This is a genomic window from Lawsonibacter sp. (genome assembly GCF_022777125.1).
Lineage (GTDB): Bacteria > Bacillota > Clostridia > Oscillospirales > Oscillospiraceae > Lawsonibacter_A > Lawsonibacter_A hominis.
Genome location: NZ_JALFGV010000037.1, coordinates 1 through 20,598 on the forward strand (window position 1 = coordinate 1; position 20,598 = coordinate 20,598).

General features: G+C 65.2%; 22 protein-coding genes. 16 read left to right on the forward strand and 6 right to left on the reverse strand.

The window, feature by feature from the left end; genetic code table 11:
- The 4 genes from MR825_RS03110 to MR825_RS03125 form a co-directional block, all read left to right on the forward strand.
- Positions 1–963, forward strand: a 963-nt coding sequence (locus MR825_RS03110; protein ID WP_287878809.1) for a xanthine dehydrogenase family protein molybdopterin-binding subunit, incomplete at its 5' end; no start/stop codon positions are given.
- A 232-nt stretch (positions 964–1,195) separates the two neighbouring features.
- Positions 1,196–1,510: an ArsR/SmtB family transcription factor gene (locus MR825_RS03115; protein WP_186906921.1), complete on the forward strand. Its 315-nt coding sequence runs from the start codon at positions 1,196–1,198 to the stop codon at positions 1,508–1,510.
- A gap of 130 nt (positions 1,511–1,640) precedes the next feature.
- Positions 1,641–2,603, forward strand: a complete 963-nt coding sequence (locus MR825_RS03120; protein ID WP_186906920.1) for a permease — start codon at positions 1,641–1,643, stop codon at positions 2,601–2,603.
- A gap of 13 nt (positions 2,604–2,616) precedes the next feature.
- Positions 2,617–2,952 (forward strand): thioredoxin family protein, encoded by a 336-nt coding sequence (locus MR825_RS03125; protein ID WP_186906919.1) that lies wholly within the window; start codon positions 2,617–2,619, stop codon positions 2,950–2,952.
- A gap of 171 nt (positions 2,953–3,123) precedes the next feature.
- On the opposite strand, the gene MR825_RS03130 is transcribed toward MR825_RS03125, so the two are convergent.
- Both MR825_RS03130 and aroF read right to left on the reverse strand, forming a co-directional pair.
- A complete protein-coding gene (locus MR825_RS03130) occupies positions 3,124–3,990 on the reverse strand; it encodes a prephenate dehydrogenase (protein WP_186906918.1) in 867 nt (288 codons plus the stop codon).
- Positions 3,987–5,006: a 3-deoxy-7-phosphoheptulonate synthase gene (gene aroF, locus MR825_RS03135; RefSeq protein WP_186906917.1), complete on the reverse strand. Its 1,020-nt coding sequence runs from the start codon at positions 5,004–5,006 to the stop codon at positions 3,987–3,989. Before aroF ends, MR825_RS03130 begins: the two co-directional genes overlap by 4 nt.
- Before the next feature lie 310 nt (positions 5,007–5,316).
- On the opposite strand from aroF, the gene MR825_RS03140 reads away from it, so the two are divergent.
- Both MR825_RS03140 and MR825_RS03145 read left to right on the forward strand, forming a co-directional pair.
- Complete coding sequence (locus tag MR825_RS03140; protein ID WP_256175125.1) at positions 5,317–5,751, forward strand: RrF2 family transcriptional regulator; 435 nt, start codon at positions 5,317–5,319, stop codon at positions 5,749–5,751.
- A gap of 87 nt (positions 5,752–5,838) precedes the next feature.
- Positions 5,839–6,378, forward strand: a complete 540-nt coding sequence (locus MR825_RS03145; protein ID WP_256175127.1) for a cob(I)yrinic acid a,c-diamide adenosyltransferase — start codon at positions 5,839–5,841, stop codon at positions 6,376–6,378.
- 70 nt (positions 6,379–6,448) lie between these two features.
- Here the strand turns inward: MR825_RS03145 and MR825_RS03150 are convergent, their stop codons facing one another.
- Positions 6,449–6,784, reverse strand: coding sequence for a hypothetical protein (locus MR825_RS03150; protein WP_287878811.1), 336 nt, complete (start codon positions 6,782–6,784; stop codon positions 6,449–6,451).
- A gap of 147 nt (positions 6,785–6,931) precedes the next feature.
- Between MR825_RS03150 and MR825_RS03155 the strand changes: the two genes are divergently transcribed.
- The 5 genes from MR825_RS03155 (at position 6,932) to MR825_RS03175 (ending at position 11,999) form a co-directional block, all read left to right on the forward strand.
- Positions 6,932–7,582, forward strand: a complete 651-nt coding sequence (locus MR825_RS03155; RefSeq protein ID WP_256175129.1) for a Crp/Fnr family transcriptional regulator — start codon at positions 6,932–6,934, stop codon at positions 7,580–7,582.
- A 28-nt stretch (positions 7,583–7,610) separates the two neighbouring features.
- Positions 7,611–8,693 (forward strand): ABC transporter substrate-binding protein, encoded by a 1,083-nt coding sequence (locus MR825_RS03160; protein ID WP_256175131.1) that lies wholly within the window; start codon positions 7,611–7,613, stop codon positions 8,691–8,693.
- A gap of 79 nt (positions 8,694–8,772) precedes the next feature.
- Positions 8,773–9,444 (forward strand): ABC transporter permease, encoded by a 672-nt coding sequence (locus tag MR825_RS03165; RefSeq protein ID WP_256175132.1) that lies wholly within the window; start codon positions 8,773–8,775, stop codon positions 9,442–9,444.
- Positions 9,441–10,022, forward strand: coding sequence for an ATP-binding cassette domain-containing protein (locus MR825_RS03170; protein ID WP_287878812.1), 582 nt, complete (start codon positions 9,441–9,443; stop codon positions 10,020–10,022). Before MR825_RS03165 ends, MR825_RS03170 begins: the two co-directional genes overlap by 4 nt.
- Positions 10,023–10,133: 111 nt before the next feature.
- Positions 10,134–11,999 carry an LTA synthase family protein gene (locus MR825_RS03175; RefSeq protein WP_256175136.1) on the forward strand — a complete coding sequence of 622 codons (1,866 nt, stop codon included), beginning with the start codon at positions 10,134–10,136 and terminating at the stop codon, positions 11,997–11,999.
- A gap of 90 nt (positions 12,000–12,089) precedes the next feature.
- Here the strand turns inward: MR825_RS03175 and MR825_RS03180 are convergent, their stop codons facing one another.
- Genes MR825_RS03180 through MR825_RS03190 form a run of 3 tightly spaced genes read right to left on the reverse strand, consistent with a single transcriptional unit; the run spans position 12,090 to position 16,346 of the window.
- Positions 12,090–14,402, reverse strand: coding sequence for a transglutaminase-like domain-containing protein (locus MR825_RS03180; protein WP_287878813.1), 2,313 nt, complete (start codon positions 14,400–14,402; stop codon positions 12,090–12,092).
- Positions 14,399–15,406 (reverse strand): DUF58 domain-containing protein, encoded by a 1,008-nt coding sequence (locus tag MR825_RS03185; protein WP_287878814.1) that lies wholly within the window; start codon positions 15,404–15,406, stop codon positions 14,399–14,401. The genes MR825_RS03180 and MR825_RS03185 overlap by 4 nt, the downstream gene beginning before the upstream one ends.
- 7 nt (positions 15,407–15,413) lie before the next feature.
- Complete coding sequence (locus MR825_RS03190; protein ID WP_287878815.1) at positions 15,414–16,346, reverse strand: AAA family ATPase; 933 nt, start codon at positions 16,344–16,346, stop codon at positions 15,414–15,416.
- A gap of 297 nt (positions 16,347–16,643) precedes the next feature.
- Between MR825_RS03190 and rimP the strand changes: the two genes are divergently transcribed.
- The 5 genes from rimP to MR825_RS03215 all read left to right on the forward strand — a co-directional run.
- Positions 16,644–17,099 (forward strand): ribosome maturation factor RimP, encoded by a 456-nt coding sequence (gene rimP, locus MR825_RS03195; protein ID WP_186906906.1) that lies wholly within the window; start codon positions 16,644–16,646, stop codon positions 17,097–17,099.
- A 31-nt stretch (positions 17,100–17,130) separates the two neighbouring features.
- Positions 17,131–18,279: a transcription termination factor NusA gene (gene nusA, locus MR825_RS03200; RefSeq protein WP_186906905.1), complete on the forward strand. Its 1,149-nt coding sequence runs from the start codon at positions 17,131–17,133 to the stop codon at positions 18,277–18,279.
- A 113-nt stretch (positions 18,280–18,392) separates the two neighbouring features.
- The gene (rnpM, locus tag MR825_RS03205; RefSeq protein WP_186906904.1) at positions 18,393–18,665 is read left to right on the forward strand and encodes an RNase P modulator RnpM; all 273 of its coding nucleotides are present in this window, start codon (positions 18,393–18,395) and stop codon (positions 18,663–18,665) included.
- On the forward strand, positions 18,658–19,260 hold the full coding sequence (locus tag MR825_RS03210; protein WP_186906903.1) for a L7Ae/L30e/S12e/Gadd45 family ribosomal protein: 603 nt from the start codon (positions 18,658–18,660) through the stop codon (positions 19,258–19,260). Before rnpM ends, MR825_RS03210 begins: the two co-directional genes overlap by 8 nt.
- Before the next feature lie 115 nt (positions 19,261–19,375).
- The coding region (locus MR825_RS03215) for a translation initiation factor IF-2 N-terminal domain-containing protein (protein ID WP_287878822.1) at positions 19,376–20,598 on the forward strand (1,223 nt) is incomplete at its 3' end.

The window sequence follows — 20,598 nt, forward strand, 5'->3', positions numbered from 1 at the left end:
TGGGAGATCCGCTACCGCAACGCCATTCGCCCGGGCCAGGTGCTGCCCAACGGCCAGATCGCCTGCCCCGGGACCGCCCTGGTGCAGACGCTGGAGGCGGTAAAGCCCCTCTACGACAGCCATCCCTACGCGGGCATCGCCTGTGCCATGAAAAACGCCGGGGTGGGCGTAGGCCTGCCCGACTGGGGCCGCTGCCGCATTACCGTGGAGGGCGGAAAGCTCTATCTGCGCTCCGGGGCCTCCTGCATCGGACAGGGACTGGGCACCGTGCTGGAGCAGATCGCCTGCGAGACCCTGGGCGTGGGCCGGGAGCGCATCGTCTACCCCAATGCGGAGACCAACAACGCCCCCGACGCGGGCACCACCTCGGGCTCCCGCCAGACCCTCATCACCGGCGAGGCCTGCCGCCGGGCCTGCGTGCAGATCAAGGCCGAGCTGGACGGGGGAAAGACCCTGGAAGAGCTGGAGGGGCGGGAATTTTTGGGGGAGTATCTGGCCAAAACCGATCCCATGGGCGCCGACAAGCCAAATCCGGTCTCCCATGTGGCCTACGGGTACGCCACCCAGGTGGTGTGCCTGCGGGAGGACGGCACCATCGAGCAGGTGGTGGCCGCCCACGACGTGGGCCGGGCCATCAATCCCCTGAGCGTGGAGGGACAGATCGAGGGCGGCGTGGTCATGAGTCTGGGCTACGCCCTGACGGAGGCGTTCCCCCTGGAGGAAGGACGGCCTGCCGCCAAATTCGGCACCCTGGGCCTGTTCCGAGCGGACAAGACGCCGGACGTGCGCTCCATCATCGTGGAGGCCAACCCGGAGCCGCTGGCCTATGGGGCCGTGGGCATCGGAGAGATCACCTCCATCCCCACCGCCCCCGCCGTCCAGAACGCCTATTACCGCTGGGACGGGAACTTCCGCACCACCCTGCCGCTGGAAAATACGCCTTACAGCCGGACAAAGAACTAGCGCCATCGCAGGGGAACGCCCGCGCCGTTACCGGCGCGGGCGTTCCCCTGCGGCAAAAGGGGCCGTCAGGCGGGGCGGAGCCGCCGGCGGGTGATGACCGGAAGGGAAGGAGGTAGGCCTGATCGGGCCGAGACCAGCCGGGACGGGCCGGTATGCCCAAAAGCGGTTGACAAACGGGCGGCGTTGGCATAAGATGAATTACATCAAATATTTTTGATGTAAGGGGGAGGACATGGTGACCGATCATCAGAAACATGCAAAGGTGTTCCGGGCACTGTGCGATCCCAAACGCCTTGCGATTCTGGAACTGCTCCGCAGCGGTGAAAAATGTGCCTGTGTGCTGATGGACCGGCTGGAGATGGGGCAGTCCGCCGTCTCCTACCATATGAAGATTCTATGTGAATCGGGGATCGTCGCGAGCCGGCAGGAGGGGAAATGGACCCATTACCGCCTGAGCGACACCGGGCGCGGCGCCGCGGCGGAACTGCTGATGAAGCTTACCACGCCGGACCTGGGACCAAGCGGCGAAGAGGACTGCTGCCGATAGGAGGGGCGGCGGAACGGGAAAATTTTTTTCGAAAACACATCAAAAAAATTGATATGAACAGCGAAACGGAGGGATATGCTTGCAGGTTTTACGGGCTCTGTGGCAGTTGATTCAGAATGAGGTCCTTGGAATGAACTGGCTGAACAGGCTGGTGGGAGCTCTCTTGACTGCCCTGGGACTGGACACGGGCGCACGTTGGGTGGGAAGCGTTCAATTTTTCCTTTACGACGGCATCAAGATCACGGTACTGCTGTGCGGACTGATTTTTGCGATATCGTATCTCCAGAGCTATTTTCCGCCTGAGCGCAGCAAGAAGATCTTAGGCCGTTTTCATGGCGTGGGGGCGAATGTCGTATCCGCCCTGCTGGGGACTGTGACGCCCTTTTGCGCATGCTCCTCCATCCCGCTCTTTATCGGTTTTACCGGCGCGGGACTGCCGCTTGGGGTAACGTTCTCGTTTTTGATCTCCTCTCCGATGGTGGACCTGGGGAGCCTTATGCTGCTTATGAGCGTTTTCGGCGCGAAGGTTGCCGTTGTCTATGTCATCATAGGGCTGGTGATTGCAGTGGCCGGCGGAACAATGATTGAAAAACTGCACATGGAGGCCTATGTGGAGGACTTCATCCGCAAGGCGGGAAGCGTGGAGGCGGATTGCCCCGCACTGACAAAACGGGAGCGTTTGCAGTACGCGAACGAGCAGACCGCGTCCACCTTCCGAAAGGTGTTCCCCTATATCCTGATTGGAGTGGGGATCGGCGCGGTCGTCCATAACTGGATTCCGGAACGCTGGATCGAAGCTGTTTTAGGCGGCGGCAACCCGTTCGGCGTGCTTCTTGCGGTACTGGCCGGCGCTCCCATGTACGCGGATATTTTCGGTACGATCCCCGTTGCGGAGGCATTGCTCTACAAAGGTGCGCAGCTTGGCACCATCCTGGCCTTTATGATGGCGGTTACCACATTGAGCCTGCCGTCCGTCATTCTGCTCCGCAAGGCGGTGAAGCCGAAGCTGCTGGGACTGTTCATCGGTATTTGTGTCGTTGGGATCACGATTGTAGGATATTTGTTCAATGCGGTTCAGGGCTTACTGATTTAATGGAGGTATTGTTATGGGACTGTTTGGAACCAAAAAAGAGAAGCTGCGGCCCGGCTGCTGCGCAGGGACCGGCGGCGCGGAGCGGACCGGGGCGCCGGAAGCCGTCACGGGGGTGAAGGTATTGGGCTCCGGCTGCGCGAAATGCAACGCGCTGGAGCAGGCGGTTCGGGCCGCCTTGGCAGAACTGGGCATGGAAACCGCCGTCGAGCATGTGACGGACTTCGTGCAGATCGCGTCCTATGGCGTCATGACGACCCCGGCGCTGGTGGTCGATGGAAAAGTAGTGTCCTGTGGCAGGGTGCTCCGAAAGGAAGAAGCAAAGACGCTTATCGCACGGGCGAGAATGTGACGGTACCACCGGGCGCCGCCGCACAGGTTCTTTGCGGCTCGCTCTTGGCAAAGGCTGCGGTGCTGTCCCGAAAAAATGCCTGGCGCTAAGCCGGGCATTTTTCCGGGGCGGGCGGGCAAGGCGAACGGCCGCCAACGGCCGCCCCGTGCGGAACGGGATGCCGTATCCATGCTACAGCGGACCCAGCAGGTCGGGGCCGGGCAGGCTCATCTGCCGCTTGCGGGCGGCGGAGAAGGCCAGCTTCTCCGACAGCCGGCCCTGATCTCCGCAGGCCAGGGTATCCCGGTAGGACCGAAGGTTGGCCAGCAGCCGGTCCAGCACCTCCAGCAGGGCGGGGGCGTTGAGGGAGAAAAGCTGGGTCCACAGTCCCACGTCCAGCGCGGCCACCCGGGTGCAGCCCCGGAAGGAGCTGCCCTCAAAGCCCTTACAGTCAAAGAGCATCGGGTCGTCGCAGACCGAGACGGCGATGATGTGCATCACCTGGCTGGTGTAGGCGATCAGAGCGTCGTGGGCCTCCGGCGTGGTCTGGTATACGTCCCGAAAGCCCATATGGGCGGCCATGCGTTCCAGCAGGGCCACGTGTTCCGGGGTGCTGTCCGGGCGGCGGCACAGGATGAAGTGGGAGTCCCGGAACATCTCCGCAAAGGCATGCTCGATCCCGGAAAACTCGGTGCCCGCCATGGGATGGCATCCGATGAAGTCCACCGACGCCGGCAGGACCTGGGCCGCCTGCATGACTGCGCTTTTGACGCCGCATACGTCCCATACCAGCGCGCCGGGCTTGAATTGATCCCGGTAGGCGCTGAGAAAATCCACGATCCCCTGGGGGTGCAGGGCAAGCGCCACCACGTCGGCCTGCCCCAACACCGCCGCCGCATCCTCGCAGACCCGGTCGGCCACGGCGTGTTCCCGGGCGTAGCGGAGGGTGGGCTGGGATACGTCCACGCCCACCACTTCAAAATCCTCGAAACCCTTCAGGGCCAGGGCCAGGCTTCCTCCGATCAGACCCAGGCCCACGATGACGATCGTGTGTTTCATACCGTTCTCCCTATGCAGGCGCCCAGCGCGCCCAGCTTGTCCATCAGCGTGCCGAACTGCTCCGGGGTGATGGACTGCGCCCCGTCGCACAGCGCATGGGGCGGGTCGTTGTGGACTTCCACGATGAGACCGTCCGCTCCGGCGGCCGCGGCGGCCAGACTCATTCGCTCCACCATCCAGGCCTTGCCGCAGGCATGGGAGGGGTCCACCACCACCGGCAGATGGGAGAGCCGCTTCACCGCCAGTACGGCGGACAGGTCCAGGGTGTTGCGGGTGTAGGTCTCAAAGGTGCGGATGCCGCGCTCACAGAGAATGACCTTTTCGTTGCCGCCTGCCATAATGTATTCTGCGCTCATGAGCCATTCCTCGATGGTGTTGGAGAGGCCCCGTTTGAGCAGGATGGGCTTGGTGGTATGCCGTCCCAGTTTTTTCAGCAGGTCGAAGTTCTGCATATTCCGGGCGCCCACCTGGATCACGTCCACGCACGCCTCGAACAGGTCGATGTATTCGGTGCCCATGATCTCGGTGACGATGGGCAGGCCGGTGGCCTCGCGGGCCTCCTTCAGCAGCTCCAGCCCCTGGCACTCCAGGCCCTGAAAGGAATAGGGGGACGTGCGCGGCTTGAACGCGCCGCCCCGCAGGGCTGCCGCTCCGGCGCCCTTCACGGCCTGCGCCACCGCCACGATCTGCGCCTCGCTCTCCACCGAGCAGGGGCCGGCGATGACGGCCAGACGCTGGCCGCCCACCAGGATACCGTTGCCCAGATCGATCGCCGTGTCGTCCGGGTGATATTTCCGGTTGGCCTTCTTGTAGGGTTCGGTGACCCGCATGACCCGTTCTACGCCCGGCAGAAGGGCGACCTTCTCCTGGTCGATGCCCTCCGCGTTGCCCTCGGCGCCCAAAATAGTGGTCTCGGCCCCTTTGGATATCATGACCTTGACTCCGCCGGCCTCCATGGCGCGCACGGCCTGCTCCAGCTGCTGCTGGGTATGCTCTCGTTTTAAAATGACAACCATTGCAGTATGCTCCTTTCCTGTAACACAAAAACCGCGGCAGCCCAACTGGGCCGCCGCGGCGGGTGCGTCCTGATCGATGCAGGGAACGCCTCATCCAGACAGGCCGGTTATGGGCAGGCAGAAGAACCGCTACCATAATAATAGCGGTAATAGCCGTATCCATAACCGGTGTGCTTCCACATGAGAAAACCACGCTCCCTATTACTGCGTACTTTAGCACTTTTAGGCGCAAAAGTCAAGGGGGAGTTTTTGGCTTGAATTCCTAGTGAACCTGTGGTATTATAAGGATAAGAAAAGGTAGGGATGCCACATGAAAATTTCCACCAAGGGGCGCTATGCCCTGCGCCTGATGTTAGATCTGGCCATCCACAGTGAAGGGAGCGCCGTCCCGCTGCGGGATGTGGCCCAGCGGCAGGAAATCTCCGACAAATATCTGGAACAGATCGTGACCCAACTCTCCCGTGCGGGCCTGGTGCGCAGCGTGCGGGGCGCGGGAGGCGGCTATCTGCTGACCCGGACGCCGGAGGGCTATACCGTGGGCGAGATCCTGCGGGTGCTGGAGGGCAGTCTGGCCCCGGTGAGCTGCGCCGACGGCGTGGGCTGCTGCGAGCGGGCCGACCGCTGCGTCACCGTAGAGGTGTGGCGCGAGATCCAGGCCGCCGTGGACGGCGTGGTGGACCATCTGACGCTGGCCGATCTGGTGCGCCGCTACCACGAGAAGTGCGGCGGCCGGACGCAGTTGTAAAAGCCGGGAAAGCCTGTTATACTGATCCTGCCCCGGCGGACAGGCGGTTGCCGCCTGTCCGCCGGGGGATCCAAATAAAATAGCGAGGTGATCCGTTTGGCAAAGGAGCAAGGGCTGGTCCAGCTCTATTATGGGGACGGAAAAGGGAAGACCACGGCGGTCTTCGGCCTGGCCTTCCGGTGTGCGGGCTGGGGGCGCAGAGTGGTCGTCGCTCAGTTTTTGAAGAGCGGCGCCGGCGGCGAGGGGAAGGCTGTGGAGCGCTTTCCCGAAATCACGCTGCTGCGGACGAAGGGCGTAAACAAGTTCACCTTCCAGATGAACGACGACGAAAAGGCCGAGACGGCGGAGAACTGCCTGAGCCTGTTCCGCCAGGCGGTGGAGCTGGCCCGGCAGGAGCAGGCGCGCCTGCTGGTGCTGGACGAGGTCATCGACGCGACCTACGGCTTTTTGCCCATGGAGGAGCTCTGCGCTTTCCTGGACGGGCGTCCGGAGGGGATGGAGGTCGCGATCACCGGTCACAGCCTGCCCCCGCAGCTGGCCGAGCGGGCGGACTATATTTCCCACGTGGTGAAAGAAAAGCACCCCTATGACCGGGGCGTTATGGCCCGGAAAGAGATCGAATTTTAAAGAGGACAAAGACCTGCTTTGTCCGGCTGCCGCTGAGCCCCCGCCGTTTGGGCGGGGGCTCAGCCTGTTTTCAGCCCCGGTCCCGGACGCTCAGCGTAGCGGCGGTGAGAGAGTTGACGGCCCCCAGCAGATCCACCAAAAGCTGGGTTTGGCACACCAGGGTCTCCAGGATCCGTTCCAGGCACGCCTGTGTCTGCGCGTCGCTTCCACAGGGATAGGGCGGCAGGAAAACAGGACCCGCCGGGCGCTCCTGGAGCGGGTTTCGGTAGCGGTTCATCGGTTCTTCCTCCAGCGCGGGCGCCGCCGCCTGCTCCGGCTGGAGCCGGCGGCCCTGGGCGATGATGGCCTGGGCGGCGGCTTGGGCCCTGGCCCGCTCCAGCGCCCGCTGGTCATTGCGTTTCACCATGGTGAGTTCCCTCCTTTTTCTCCCCATACTATGCTTTTGAACGCATATGGGACCCTTTTCGGAAAAAGAATGAATGGAAGCGGTTGACATTTTAAAAGTTTGTGATAAACTAAACTGTATCATTTGAGACAGAAATGGGGCGCGGCCGTGGAGGAGACACTGAGGGCGCTGCTGGCGGGGACCTTCCTGTTTCGGGGCGCGCCGGAACAGGCCCTCATGTTTGCGTTGTCGGACGGACGCTGCCGGCGGGAGCGGGCGGAACGGGGGACGGTCATCTACGCGCCCCACCGGTTCCGCCGCTGCCTGGCGGTGGTGCTGGCGGGCCGGGTGCAGGTGAACAAGGGGGAGCTCATCATGAGCGTGCTGCAGCCGGGCGATCTGTTCGGCGCGGCGGCGCTGTTCAACGACCGGGCGGATTACGCCACCACCCTGACCGCCCGTTCCCGGTGTGATCTGCTCTTTTTTCCACAGGCACTGGTGGAGGAGCTGATGGCCCGCTTCCCGGCGGTGGGGTATAATTATGTGGCCTACCTGTCCCAGCGCATCTGGTTTTTGAATGAGAAGATCGACGCCCTCGCCGCCGGAAGCGCCGAGGGCAAGCTGGCCCAGTATCTGCTGACGCACAGCCGGGAGGGCTGGATGGAGTGGGACTGCTCGGCGACAGGCCTGGCCAAACGGCTGGGTGTGAGCCGGGCCTCCCTCTATCGCGCGCTGGATGCCCTGACCGCCTCGGGCGCCATCCGGCGGGAGGCGGCGGGCATCCGCCTGCTGGATGAGGAGCGGCTGAACGGGCTGTGATCCAAACGAGGAAAGGAACGAGGAAATCATGAAACGGAACAAAACTGCGGCGCTGCTGCTGAGTTTGGCCCTGACCTTCGGCCTGCTGGGCGGGTGCGCCTCCACCGCCGCCCCGGGAACGGCCGCTCCGGAGACGGCCCCGCCCGGGACGGCGGCCCCCGAGACCGCCGCCCCGGAAACAGCGGCGCCTTATGTTACGGTAAACTTGGGCCTGCTGAAAGGCCCCACCGGTATGGGCGCCGCCAAGCTTCTGGCCGACAACGACGCAGACTTTGCCCAGGCGGAGGCCGGGACCTATGAGGGCACCCTGCTGCGCTACGAGGTGACCCTGGGCGCCGACCCGGCCAACGACATCGTGCCCAAGCTCATCAACGGCGAGCTGGACCTGGCCGCCGTGCCCACCAATCTGGCCGCCAGCCTGTACAACAAGACCCAGGGCGGCGTGAAGCTGCTGGCCCTGAATACTCTGGGCGTGCTCCACATTCTGGAGAACGGCGAGAGCGTTCACAGCATGGCCGACCTGGCGGGCAAGACCCTTTACGCCACCGGCCAGGGCGCCAATCCGGAGTATGTGCTCCATTATCTGCTGGAGCAGAACGGCTTGACCCCCGGCCGGGATGTGACCATTGAGTGGAAGACCAGCGACGAGCTGACCACCCTCATGGCCTCCGGCGAGATCGAACTGTGCATGCTCCCGGTACCCGCGGCCACCAGCGTCATGCTCCAGAACGCCGACGTGCGGGACGCGGTGGACCTGAACGACGCCTGGGCCGGGTCCGGCGCCCGGGGGACGTTCACCATGGGCTGCCTGGTGGGGCGCACGGAGTGGCTGGAGGAGAACAGCGAGCTGGTAAGCGGAATCCTGGCCGACTACAAGGCGTCCATTGCATACGCCAACGCCGAACCCGAGCAGGCCGCCGCCCTGATGGAGCAGTATGAGATCGTTCCCAAGGCCGCCGTGGCCAAGGCGGCCATCCCCCAGGCCAATTTGGTCTATGTGGACGGGGAGGACCTGATGGAGGTTTCCAGCTACTATGAGGTGCTCTTTGCGGCCGATCCCACTTCGATCGGAGGTGCCATCCCCGATGACGCCTTCTACTACGTCCCGTAATCGGATAGGCGCAAGAATACGAAACGTTGTCATACCCCTGGCCTTTTGGCTGGGGGTTTGGCAGCTTGCGGCCCTTTGGGTGGGCAAGCAGCTGCTGCTGCCCGGTCCGCTGGCGGTGGCGGCGCGGCTGTGGGAGCTGGCGGGAACGGCGGTTTTCTGGCGCTCGGCTCTGATGAGCCTGGGGCGCATTTTCGGCGGCTTTGCCGCAGGCGCGGCCCTGGGGGCGCTTTTGGCCGCCCTCACCTGTGCCCAGCCCTGGGCCGGACGGCTGATCGCCCCGGCGGTGAAGGTGATCCGGGCCACCCCGGTGGCCTCCTTCATCGTGCTGGTGCTCCTGTGGGCGCCCACAGGGCGGGTGCCCGCCGTGGTTTCCGCGCTGATGGTGCTGCCGGTACTGTGGGGCAATGTGTGCAAAGGGATCGGCCAGACCGATCCCAAGCTGCTGGAGGCCGCCGGGGCCTACCGCTTTTCCCCCGGAAAGAAGCTGCGTCTCATCTATGTGCCCTGCGCCCTGCCGTATGTCGCCAGCGGCTGCGCCACCGCCCTGGGCCTGGCCTGGAAAGCGGGGGTGGCGGCGGAGGTGCTCTGCCAGCCCGCCCTGGCCATCGGCAAGGAGCTTTACCGCGCCAAGATCACCCTGGACACGCCCGCCCTCTTCGCCTGGACGGCGGCGGTCATTGCCCTGAGCTTTGTGCTGGAGTACGCCCTGGGTTTCCTGTTCCGGCGGTGGGGAAAGGAGGCGCGGGTGTGATATCGGTGTCGAATATTACCGTCTGTTTTGCAGAGAAGACCGTTTTGGACGGATTTTCCCTGGCGGTGCCGGAGCAGGGGATCACCGCCCTGTCCGGACCCTCCGGCTGCGGCAAGACCACCCTGCTGCGGGTACTGGCGGGGCTGCAAAAGCCGCAGGCCGGGACGGCGTCCCTCCCCGGACCGGTGAGCCTGCTCTTTCAGGAGGACCGGCTGCTGCCCTGGCGCACGGTGGGGCAGCACATCACCGATGTGCTGCCGAAGGCCCGGCGGGGGGAGGCCGGCCGCTGGCTGGAACTGGTGGAGCTGGCGGGGGAGCAGGCGCGGTATCCGGCCCAGCTCTCCGGCGGCATGGGCCGGCGGCTGGCGCTGGCCCGGTGCCTGGCCTGCGGGGGCGCGCTGCTTTTGCTGGACGAACCGTTTGCCGGTGTGGACGCGCAGCGGGCCGGACGCATCCTGGCGCGTATCCGGGCCCTGGGAACGCCGGTGCTGCTGACCAGCCATCAGGAGGCGGTGCTCTCCTGCTGCGACCGGGTGCTCGCTCTGGAGGGCCCGCCCCTGCGGCAAAAAAACAGATGAAGATTTCATTAAAAAGCCCGAAAGCGCGTTGCGCTTTCGGGCTTTGCTTGCTATAATGCAGACCATGCAAAACGTAAAAAAGCCGTCATGAAAGGGTAAAAGAGGCGTAATATGAGTTCCCAGGTGTCCTATCCCAAACAACGGAATGAACTGCGGCGGCGGCTGCGCTACCCCAAGCTGGCGCTGGACGAGGTCAAGGCGGCCCGGATCTCCCGCCTGCTGCTGCTGCTGACCCCGCTGCTCTCCTTCACGCTGGTGGAGGCGCTCAACTATAATAACCCCTGGACCGATTTCACCGCGGTGCAGATCCTGCTCAACCTGGCCTGGTACTATCTGGGGGAGCTGGCGTTTTACACGATCTTCCGGCGGCGGACATCGGCGGTGAAGTGGGGTCTGGGCACGGCCTGGGCGTTCGGCTGCGCCAGCCATTACCTGATCGCCTTTCGGGGGCGCACCCTCTTCCCGGCGGACTTCCTCTCCCTGCGTACCGCCGCGAATGTGGCCGTCCATTACGACTATACCCCCGACTTCAAACAGGTGATCACCTTCCTGATCATGCTGGCCGTTCTGCTGCTGGTGTCGCTGCTGCCGCGGGAGGCGCGGCACGCCCGCTCCTGGAGGCGGCTGGCGTGCACCGCGGGCGTGACGGCGGCGTACCTCGCGCTCTTCTTCGGGACCGGGATCGTGGAGGCCCTGGGCGTGCAGCCCTCCCTGTGGACCACCCGGGGCAACGGCCTGCTGCTGAATTTTACCGTTTGTATGAAGTACATGCGCACCGAGCAGCCGGAGGGCTACTCCCCCCAGGCCGCCCAGGCGCTGGCCGGCGGCGCGGCCGCCGGCGCCGAAGCCGAGGGGGAGACGCCGGTCAACGTGATCGTCGTCATGAACGAGTCCTTCTCCGACCTGTCGGTGCTGCCGGGCGTGCAGACCAATCAGGACGCGATGCCCTTCCTCCGCTCCCTGACGGAAAACACGATCAAGGGCTATGCCTATTCCTCCGTGTTCGGGGGCAACACCGCGAATTCCGAATATGAATTTTTCACCGGCAATACCATGGCCTTTCTACCGGCCAGCACCGTGGCCTACCAGCTCTATGTGTCCGACGGGGACCCCTCCCTGGTGGGACAGATGAAGGCGCTGGGCTACCGCTGTGTGGCGATGCACCCCTATCTGACCTCCGGCTGGAACCGGGTGAGCGTATACGCCGATTACGGCTTTGACGAGACGTATTTCCAGCGGGATTTCCAGGACTGGGACTACCTGCGGGGCAAGGCCGGGGAGGGGTATGTCTCCGACCGGTCCAACTATGAGCATCTCATCCGGCTCTACGAGGAAAAGGAAGCGGGCGAAAAGCTCTTTTTCTTCAACGTGACCATGCAGAATCACAGCAGCTACAACATGCCCTGGACCGGCCTGGAACGGACGAGCTGGCTGACCGGGCCCATGGAGGGGAAATTCCCCACCGTGGACCAGTACCTCTCCCTGATCCATGAGAGCGACCGGGCCTTTGAGGAGCTGGTGGAATATTTCGCCCAGGTGGAGGAGCCGACGATGATCCTGCTGTTCGGCGACCATCAGCCCCAGGTGGCCACCAGCTTTTATAACCGGGTGCTGGGAACCGACCCCGCCACCGCCTGGGCGGAAAAAAAGCAGATGGTGCCCTTTGTGCTCTGGGCCAATTACGATATCCCGGAGGAGGAGGGGGTGGAGCTCTCGCTCAATTATCTCTCCGCCCTGCTGATGGACGCCGCCAATTTGCCCAGGACGCAGTATCAGGCGTTTTTGTCCCGGCTCCGCCGGCAGCTCCCTGTGATCAACACCGTGGGGATCCGGGACAGCGCGGGCAACTGGTACGGAGAGCGGGACGCCCTGCCTCAAACGCTGGCGGACCAGCTGACGCAGTACCGGATTTTGCAGTACAACAACGTTTTTGACAAGGACGAACGGGTTCCCGGCGTATTTGCGCTGACCGAATGACGCGGGCCGTTTTCGACAGACTGTGGCGTCCCCCGGCGGTCCCGCCAGGACCGCCGGGGGACGTTCCCTGCTTGCGCCCTTCCAGAGCGTCTACAGCCCGAACCAATACCGGAAGAGCAGCCGTCTCCAGCGGGGGAGCGCGGCGTCCACGCGGGCGGCGCAGGCGCGGGCGGCGGAGACAACGGCTTCCCGCTCCGGCTGGGTCATGGCGTGCTGGCTGAACGCGGCCTTTTTGGCGAGCGCTTCAGCCGTCTCCGGCATCACGCCGCCCCAGCGCTCCAGCCGCTGGAGGTAGAGATAGGCCTCGATCACGGCCCGGTTGGCGTCTGCCTGGCGGAAACGGCGCTCCCGCCGCCTCAGCGCCAGCCGCCGCCGCAGGGCGAACAGCGCCAGAAGCAGGCCCATCCCCGCCGGGAAGAGCAGCAGGCGTAGATCGAAGGGCGCGCTCTGGGCCGCCTGGGCCTGAGGCGTGGGCGTGGGCGTGGGCACGGCGGCGTTGGGGCCCCGGGACGGCGCGGGAGCCGCGCTGGGGGTGGGCGTGGGCTGCGCCGTTTCGGCAGGAGTGCCGCTCTGGCCGGGCTGCGCCCCGGCGTAGGCGGGGGTGACCTCCACGGGATGCCACCCGTAGCCGTCCAGGTAGATCTCCACCCAGGCATGGGCGTTGGAGTCGGGCACGCGGGCCGTTCCGGAAGAGGCCACGTCGGCCACGTAGCCGGACACATACCGGGCGGGGACGCCGTTATAACGCAGCAGCAGGACGGCGGCGCTGGCAAAATGCATGCAGTAGCCCCGGCGGCTTTCCTCCAGGAACCAGCGCACGTAATCCTCCCCCTCCGGGACGGCGGGCGTAGCCGGATCGTACACGGCCAGCTGGCCCAGGTAGTCGGAGATCAGGGCGGAAAGGGTCAGGGCAAACGCGGCGTTGCCCCCATAGCTGCCGTACATCAGCGCCTGATAGTGCTCGTTCTCCGCGCCGCCGGGCAGACAGGCCTCCGGCTCGGCCACCATGGAGATCAGGTGGCGGTACAGCGTGTCGCTCAGTGCGTCCGGCACGCCGGTGTAGTTTTGATAGACGAAGCGGGCGTATTCCTGCTCGGCGTCCCGGAGCTCCTCCGGCAGCTGGGCGCCGGAGAGCGGGTCGCATTCGGGCTGCACATAGAGCGTATGCGTCCAGACGCCTTCCTCCCGGGCCAGATAAGCGTCGTGTACAAACTGCCCGCCGGAGATCTCTTCCGGAGTGGAGAGCAGCTGATAGGGATAGTATACATAGCCCGGATCGGCGCCCAGATTGCGGATGGTGACGCTGGCGTAGTCCTTGCCCGGAACACTGGCGCGGTCGGCCAGGGCGGGAAAATTCATGGGCTGAACGTCGTCCCGGGTCCAGGCGGGGCGGTAGGTGCTGCTGTAGAGGGGCTCGCTCTCGTAGCTTTGCTCATCCAGGGGCGCCCAGGAGCCGCCGTCGTATACCGCGCCGGAAAATCCGCGCAGGTAGAGCCGGCCCCGCAGGGAGGTGCTGACCTCCAGCACCGTACGCCCGGAATAGCGCAGGGGGCCCGCGTCGGCCAGGTCCACGCTGGCGTCGGCCCCGGACAGGGTGCCGCCGCCCCCCAGCTTCAGGCCGGGGAAGAGCCGGTCGCTTACGCGCACGGCCCAGTTGGTGATCGCCTCGTTGGCCTGGTCCGCCCAGGCGGGGCGCCGGTAGGACTCCTGCGGCAGAGCCACATTCAGTAGCAGCAGCACGAGTGCCAGCACCGGCAGGGCGACCAGACAGAGCCGCGCGCTTCCCCCGCCGTCCCACCGGGCGGTGAGCGAACAGAGCACAAGCACGCCCCAGCCCAGCAGTACCGCCATCAGGGGCAGCCATGCCGGGGTCAGGGTGAACGCCAGGGGAACGGCCAGGAAGGGAAGGGAGAAGAGCAGCGTCAGAAGACCGGAGCGCAGCCGGACGATGGACAGGCCCAGCAGCGCGCCCAGCGCCGCCGCGGCACACAGCGCCAGCGTGGTGGCGGCGCGGAGCCAGGTCTGCTCCGGGAGTTGGGCGATGGGGTGAATGTAGCTGTTCCGGCCCAGACTGTCGGCAATGGAATTGTGAACGGCGCAGCGCAGGGCGATCTCGCCCAGCGTCAGCGTATCCCAGAGACGCCACAGGGCCAGGAGCCACAGCCCCAGCAGGAGCAGCAGAAGCAGCAGGAGCGACAGGCGGCGCCGGGGCAGGGAAAAGACCCCCAGGAAAAGCAGGGCGCAGGCGGCGCAGCCCAGCAGCAGCGGCAGGGACAGAACCGCCGCGCCGAAGGCGGTCAGAAAGGAAAAAAGCGTCCCGGTCAGAATCAGAAAGAGCAGCGCCCCGTCCCCCAGTACGCCAAGAGGACCCCGCCGGGGCGTGCGGGCACGGCGACGCCTCATACCGCTGCGCCCCCTTTCAGGCCGTGGGCCGTCACGTGGATGTGGCGGCCTCCGGCGCTTTGGACGCAGAGCGCTCCGTCCAGAATGGAACGGCCCGTCTCCGGGGCGGGGGCGGAGCAGGCGGCGGCGAGGGCGGCGCGCAGGCCCCGCGCATCCTCCACCGAATGGTCCTCCACTGCGCCGCTCACGGGGTCGGCCCACTGGATGCGGTGGGGGCGTTCCCGTTCCAGCAGGGCCCGGGACAGGGCGCACAGACGGTCCAGCACGGCGTCCAGGGTCTCGGGCGTACCGAAATGATCGAAGCTCAGGATCAGTTCCGCCCGGCAGGGCTCCAGCACTTCCCGTACCACCAGCTCGTCCCGCTTGGTGGAGAGCTTCCAGTGGACGCTCTTCATGGGGTCGCCGGGGCGGTAGGCGCGCAGGTCATAGTCTTCGCCGGGGCCGCCGCCGGGCCGGGGCCGCAGGCGCTTTCCGCGGTCCTGTTCCCCGGTGAGCTCCGGAGGGATCTCAAGAGATGCGGGCACAGGCAGCACCAGCAGCTCCGCCTGACCGGAGACCGGGCGGGGAAGGGAGCACAACCCCAGCAGGTCGCATATGCTCAGCCGCGTCACGGTGCATACCAGGCGTCCGCAGTGGGCGGTGTCCGCGTCCAGGGAAAAGGCCGCGCCCCGGGAGGCGCCGCGCACCTCCCGACGGAGGGTCTCGGTCTGACCGGTCAGCTGGTTGACATAAGACAAACGGACCCGCAGGAGGGAGAGGGGAAGCCCGGCGGGGTTGCGCAGCCGGACCTGGAACCGGGCGGCGCCGCCCCGCTCCACCGCCGGGACGCAGGGAGAGAGCTCCAGGGCGCAGGAAAGAATGGCCGGCAGGCTCAAAGCCAGGGCCAGAACAGGAAAAATGACCACCAGGGCAAGCAGGAACGCGGAGAACCAGCCCTTGAAAAAGATCTGGAACAGCAGGGCGGCAGCCAGGGCGGCGGCGTAAGCGACACGTCGGTGCAGCATGGCGGCCTCACTTGATGCGGGGCGCGGGCACGACTTTGAGCACGTCTCCCGCCGGATCGCATCTGCCGTCCTGCTGTGCCCGGGGTGAGCGGATCAGCCGGTGGCTGACCACATCGGAAAAGACGGTGCGCACGTCTTCCGGATTTACATAATCACGTCCCAGGACCAGGGCGGCGGCCTTGGCCATGGCGGTCACCGCGAGGGTGGCCCGGGGGCTGGCCCCCTGAAGGAGCATGGGATGCTCCCGGGTGGCGCCTACCAGGCGGACGATGTAATCCAGTACCGGATCGGACACGTGCACCGCATCGGCCTGGGCCCGGAGGGCGTTCAGGCCGTCCAGGTCCAGCACCTGCTCCACGCGCTCCAGCGGATTGCCGCTTTGTTTGCGGCGGACCATATCGGCCTCGTCCGAGGCAGTGGGGTAGCCGATGGACAGGCGCACCATGAACCGGTCCAGCTGGGAGTCGGGCAGCAGCTGAGTGCCCGAGGCGCCGGCGGGGTTCTGTGTGGCGATGACCAAAAAGGGCTGGGGCACCGGGTGCACCGTTCCGTCCACCGTGACCTGGCCCTCCTCCATGGCCTCCAGCAGGGCGGACTGGGTGCGGCTGGTGGCCCGGTTGAGCTCGTCCGCCAAAAAGAGATTGCACAGCACCGCCCCCGGCTGATACTCCATTTTGCCTGAGAGCTTGTTGAAGAGAGAAAAGCCCGTAATGTCCGAGGGCATCACATCCGGGGTGAACTGGACCCGGTTATACTGTAAGGCCAGGGCCTTGGAAAAGGCCAGGGCCATGGTGGTCTTGCCCACGCCGGGGATATCCTCCAGCAGGATGTGCCCCCGGGCCAGAATGGCCAGCAGCGCCTTGGCCAGCACCTCGTCCTTGCCGACCACGGCTTTTTTTACCTGCTCCAGGATCGCCAGCGCCACACGGTTGCCTTCCATAAGCCAGTCTCCTTTGTCTCGTTTCATCCATAGGGTCTATTTTATCAAAGCGTACCATTATGTCAACGAAAATACGATTACAAATCCGCAGCCGCAGCTTTAGACGCAGCGCACATTGCCGAAGTTCCGGCGGCGGAAGCAAAAAATCGCGCCAAACCCTTGCGCTGGGGGCGCTTTTGTGGTATAGTTGGGCAGGATAGTAGTGGAAGTATGGTGAGAGTGGGGTTCGCCCCGCTCTTTCTTATTGAATAAAACCGGGAAGCAATTTTCTGGAAGACTTGAAACGGAGGTGAGCCCGTGGCGAAAGTGACCGAGCTGGTGCAGGGCCTTGCCGCGCCCATGGCGGCGGCGCAGGGCTGTTCGCTCTGGGATGTGGAGTACGTCCGGGAGGCGGGGCAGTGGTTTCTGCGGGTGTATATCGACAAGCCGGAGGGCGTTTCCATCCATGACTGCGAGGCAGTCTCCCGCCCTCTGTCCGACGCGCTGGATCAGGCGGACCCCATCGAGGGCAGCTATGTGCTGGAGGTCTCCTCCGCCGGGGCGGACCGCCCCCTGAAAAAACCGGAGCATTTTGAACAGTTTATAGGCGCGGAGGTGGAGGTGCGCCTCTACCGTCCGGCGGACGGCCGGAAGGATCATGTGGGGACGCTGCTGGCCTATCAGGACGGGGACGTGACCATCGCCGCGCCGCAGGGGGAGCGTACCTTTCCCAAAAAGGACGTGGCCCGGGTGAGATTGAGCGTGCGGTTCTGACGCCGCGTGGTGATTGTGAAGGAGAATAGCTATGCCGAAGAAGAATACGAAAGCGCAGAAGTCCAATGAACTGGACGGGGCGGAGTTCTTTGCCGCCATCGGACTGATCGAGAAGGAAAAGGGCATCCCCAAGGACTATATGCTGGAGAAGATCACCCAGGCCCTGGTCTCCGCTTATAAGCGCGATCACGAGGGCGTGGGGGACAACGTGGTGGTGGAGGCCAACGAGGCCGCCGGCACGGTGCGCATGTTCGTGAAGAAGGACGTGGTGGAGACCGTCGACAATCCCTGTACGGAAATGAGCCTGGAGGAGGCCCGTCAGAAGCTGCCTCAGGCCGGCCTGGGCGATGTGATCCGCATTGAAGTGCGTACCCGCGACTTCGGCCGAATCGCCGCACAGACCGCCCGCCAGGTCATCATCCAGGGCATGCGGGAGGCCGAGCGGGGCATGATATATGATGAGTTCAGCTCCAAGGAGCATGAGATCCTCACCGGCGTGATCACCCGCGTGGACCCCCGCTCCGGCGGGGTGAGCCTGCGCATCGGCTCCGGCAGCGAGGCCACCGAGGCCTTCCTCGCCCCCGGCGAGCAGGTCCGCGGCGAAAGCTACGTGGAGGGCATGCGCCTGAAGGTATACGTGGTGGAGGTCCGCCGTTCCACCAAGGGGCCCCAGGTCCTCATCTCCCGCACCCATCCGGGCCTGGTCAAGCGCCTGTTTGAGCTGGAGGTACCCGAGATCTACGACGGTACCGTGGAGGTCAAGTCCATCGCCCGGGAGGCGGGCAGCCGCACCAAGCTGGCCGTCTGGTCCGCCGACCCCAACGTGGACCCCATCGGCGCCTGCGTGGGGCCGAAGGGCCAGCGGGTCAACAATATCGTAGACGAACTCAAGGGCGAGAAGGTGGATATCATCAAATGGTCTGAGGACCATGCCGCCTATATCGCCGCAGCCCTCTCCCCCGCGGACGTCATCAGCGTCGCCACCCAGGAGGAGGGCAAGACCTGCCGGGTAGTGGTGCCCGACGACCAGCTCTCCCTGGCCATCGGCAAGGAGGGGCAGAACGCCCGGCTGGCCGCCAAGCTGACGGGCTGGAAGATCGACATTAAGCCCGCGTCCGCCCCCGCCGGGGAAGAGCCGGAGGACGTGGTGCTCGAGGACGAAGACGAGACTGAGGCGTAAAGCCCACGCAGGAGCCCCGGGGGACGGGGGCGCTGCGGGCGGGGAAAAGGCGCGCGGCGAATCAGCGCGCAAACGCCTCAGCGAGCGCAACAGCGGGAAGGGAGGAGCGTACCGTGCCCAAGAAGATACCCCTGCGCCAGTGCGTCGGCTGCCGGGAGATGAAGCCGAAGAAGGAGCTGATCCGGGTGGTCAAGTCCCCGGAGGGAGAAGTCTCCCTGGATTTTAAAGGGAAAAAGCCGGGCCGGGGCGCCTATGTCTGCCCCGATTTGGAGTGCCTGAAGCGGGCGCGGAAAGCCAGGGCCCTGGAGCGGGCCTTTTCCGCCCCCATGCCCGACGGGGTGTATGACGCCCTGGAGGAGCAGATGAAGGAGGGCGGAGATGGATAGTGTGCTGCACCTGATCGGCATCGCCAGGAAGGCGGGACGCCTGGAGATCGGGGAAGAGCCGGTGGGCGCCGCCGCGCGGGCGCGGCAGGCCAGGCTGATCCTGGTGGCCGCCGACGCGGCGGAGAACAGCGCCCGGCGGGCCGCCCACTTTGCCGAGGCGGGCAAGACCTGCGTGCTGCGTCTGCCCTATCCCAAGAGCGTGCTGGGGGGCATGGTGGGGCGCGCGTCCTGCGCCATGCTGGCCCTGACCGACGTGGGGCTTGCTTCCGCGCTGGCCGGAAAGCTGGCCGGGGCGGACCCGGAGCAGTATGGCGCGGCGGCGGCGGAGCTGGCGGTCCGGGCGGAAAAGACCCTTCAGCGCCAAAAGGAACAGCGCCGCCACGAGAAAAACCTGCAAACGGGCAAAAAGAAGCCCTGGGCCGCGCCGCCGAAGGAAGCGCCGCACCCGCCCGGCAGGGCGGAGGAGCACCGCCGCAGAGCCGGCGCCCAAGCCGCAAGGCCTGGGACGCCGCCGTCCAAGGCGGAAGCGCCCGCACCCAAGCCCAAGCGTTCCCTGCCCCGGGGCGTGGTGACCGTCAAGAAGAAGACGCCATGAGACGAAATGGCATACGTGAGCATTGGAATGAACCGGGCTTGTTCCAATAAGAAAGCGCAGCGCAGGCGCCGCGCTTTCCTATTGGTGCAAGCCTGCCAGTTGGAGGTGGCTTTATTTGCTGAACAAGTATCGAGTCCATGAGGTGGCCAAGGATTTTGGCAAGAACTCCAAGGAGATTGCCGATATCCTGACCCAATACGCGACGACACCCAAAAATCACATGCAGGTGCTGGATGACCGCGAGCTGTCGCTGATCTTTGAGAGCCTGACCCAGCGCAATCAGGTCGAGAGCATCGAGAGCATCTACGCCGATGTGTACCGGGAGCCCAAGAGCGCCCAGAGCGCCAAGGCTCCTGCGCCCCAGCAGCAGAACCAGGGGAACCGCCCGGCCCAGCCGAACCAGCGCCCGGCCCAGAACGGCGGCCAGCAGCAGCCCCGGCGGGAGGCCCAGCCCCAGGCCCAGAAGGCGGCCGGGGCGGCGGGCGCGCAGACCCAGAACAACGGCGGTCAGCCGCCGGCAAACCGCCCCGCCACCCGGGTACCGGAAAAGAAGGTGGTGGATACCCGCAAGGGCGGCAACGTCAACCTGGAGAAATACGACGAGCGGCTGGAGAAGCTGGCCGCCGGAAAGACCAATCAGATGCAGGCGGGCAAGCAGAAGTTCCAGGGCCGCAACAACAACCGCCGGGGCGCGTTCCAGGGGAACAAGCGCCGCCAGGAGGAACAGGAGAAGATGCGCCGGCTCCAGATGGAGATCGCGAAAAAGACCCCCCTGGTGGTCAAGATCCCCGACGAGATCAGCGTGGGCGAGCTGGCTTCCCGCATGAAGAAGACCGGGGCCGAGGTGGTCAAGACCCTGATGAAGAACGGCGTCATGGCCTCGCTCAGCGATGTGATCGATTTTGATACCGCAGCCATCATTGCCGAGGAGCTGGGCTGTAAGGTGGAGAAGGAGGTCATCGTTACCATCGAGGAGCGCCTGATCGACACCGCGGAGGACAAGGAGGAGGATCTGGTGCCCCGGGCCCCCGTGGTGGTGGTCATGGGCCACGTGGACCACGGCAAGACCTCCCTGCTGGACTATATCCGCTCCGCCAACGTGGTCTCCGGCGAGGCCGGCGGCATCACCCAGCATATCGGCGCCTACCAGGTGGATGTGAACGGCAAGACCATCACCTTCCTGGATACCCCCGGCCACGAGGCCTTTACCGCCATGCGCGCCCGGGGCGCCATGGTCACCGATATCGCCATCCTCGTGGTGGCCGCGGACGACGGCATTATGCCCCAGACCGTGGAGTCCATCAACCACGCCAAGGCCGCCGGCATCCCCATCATCGT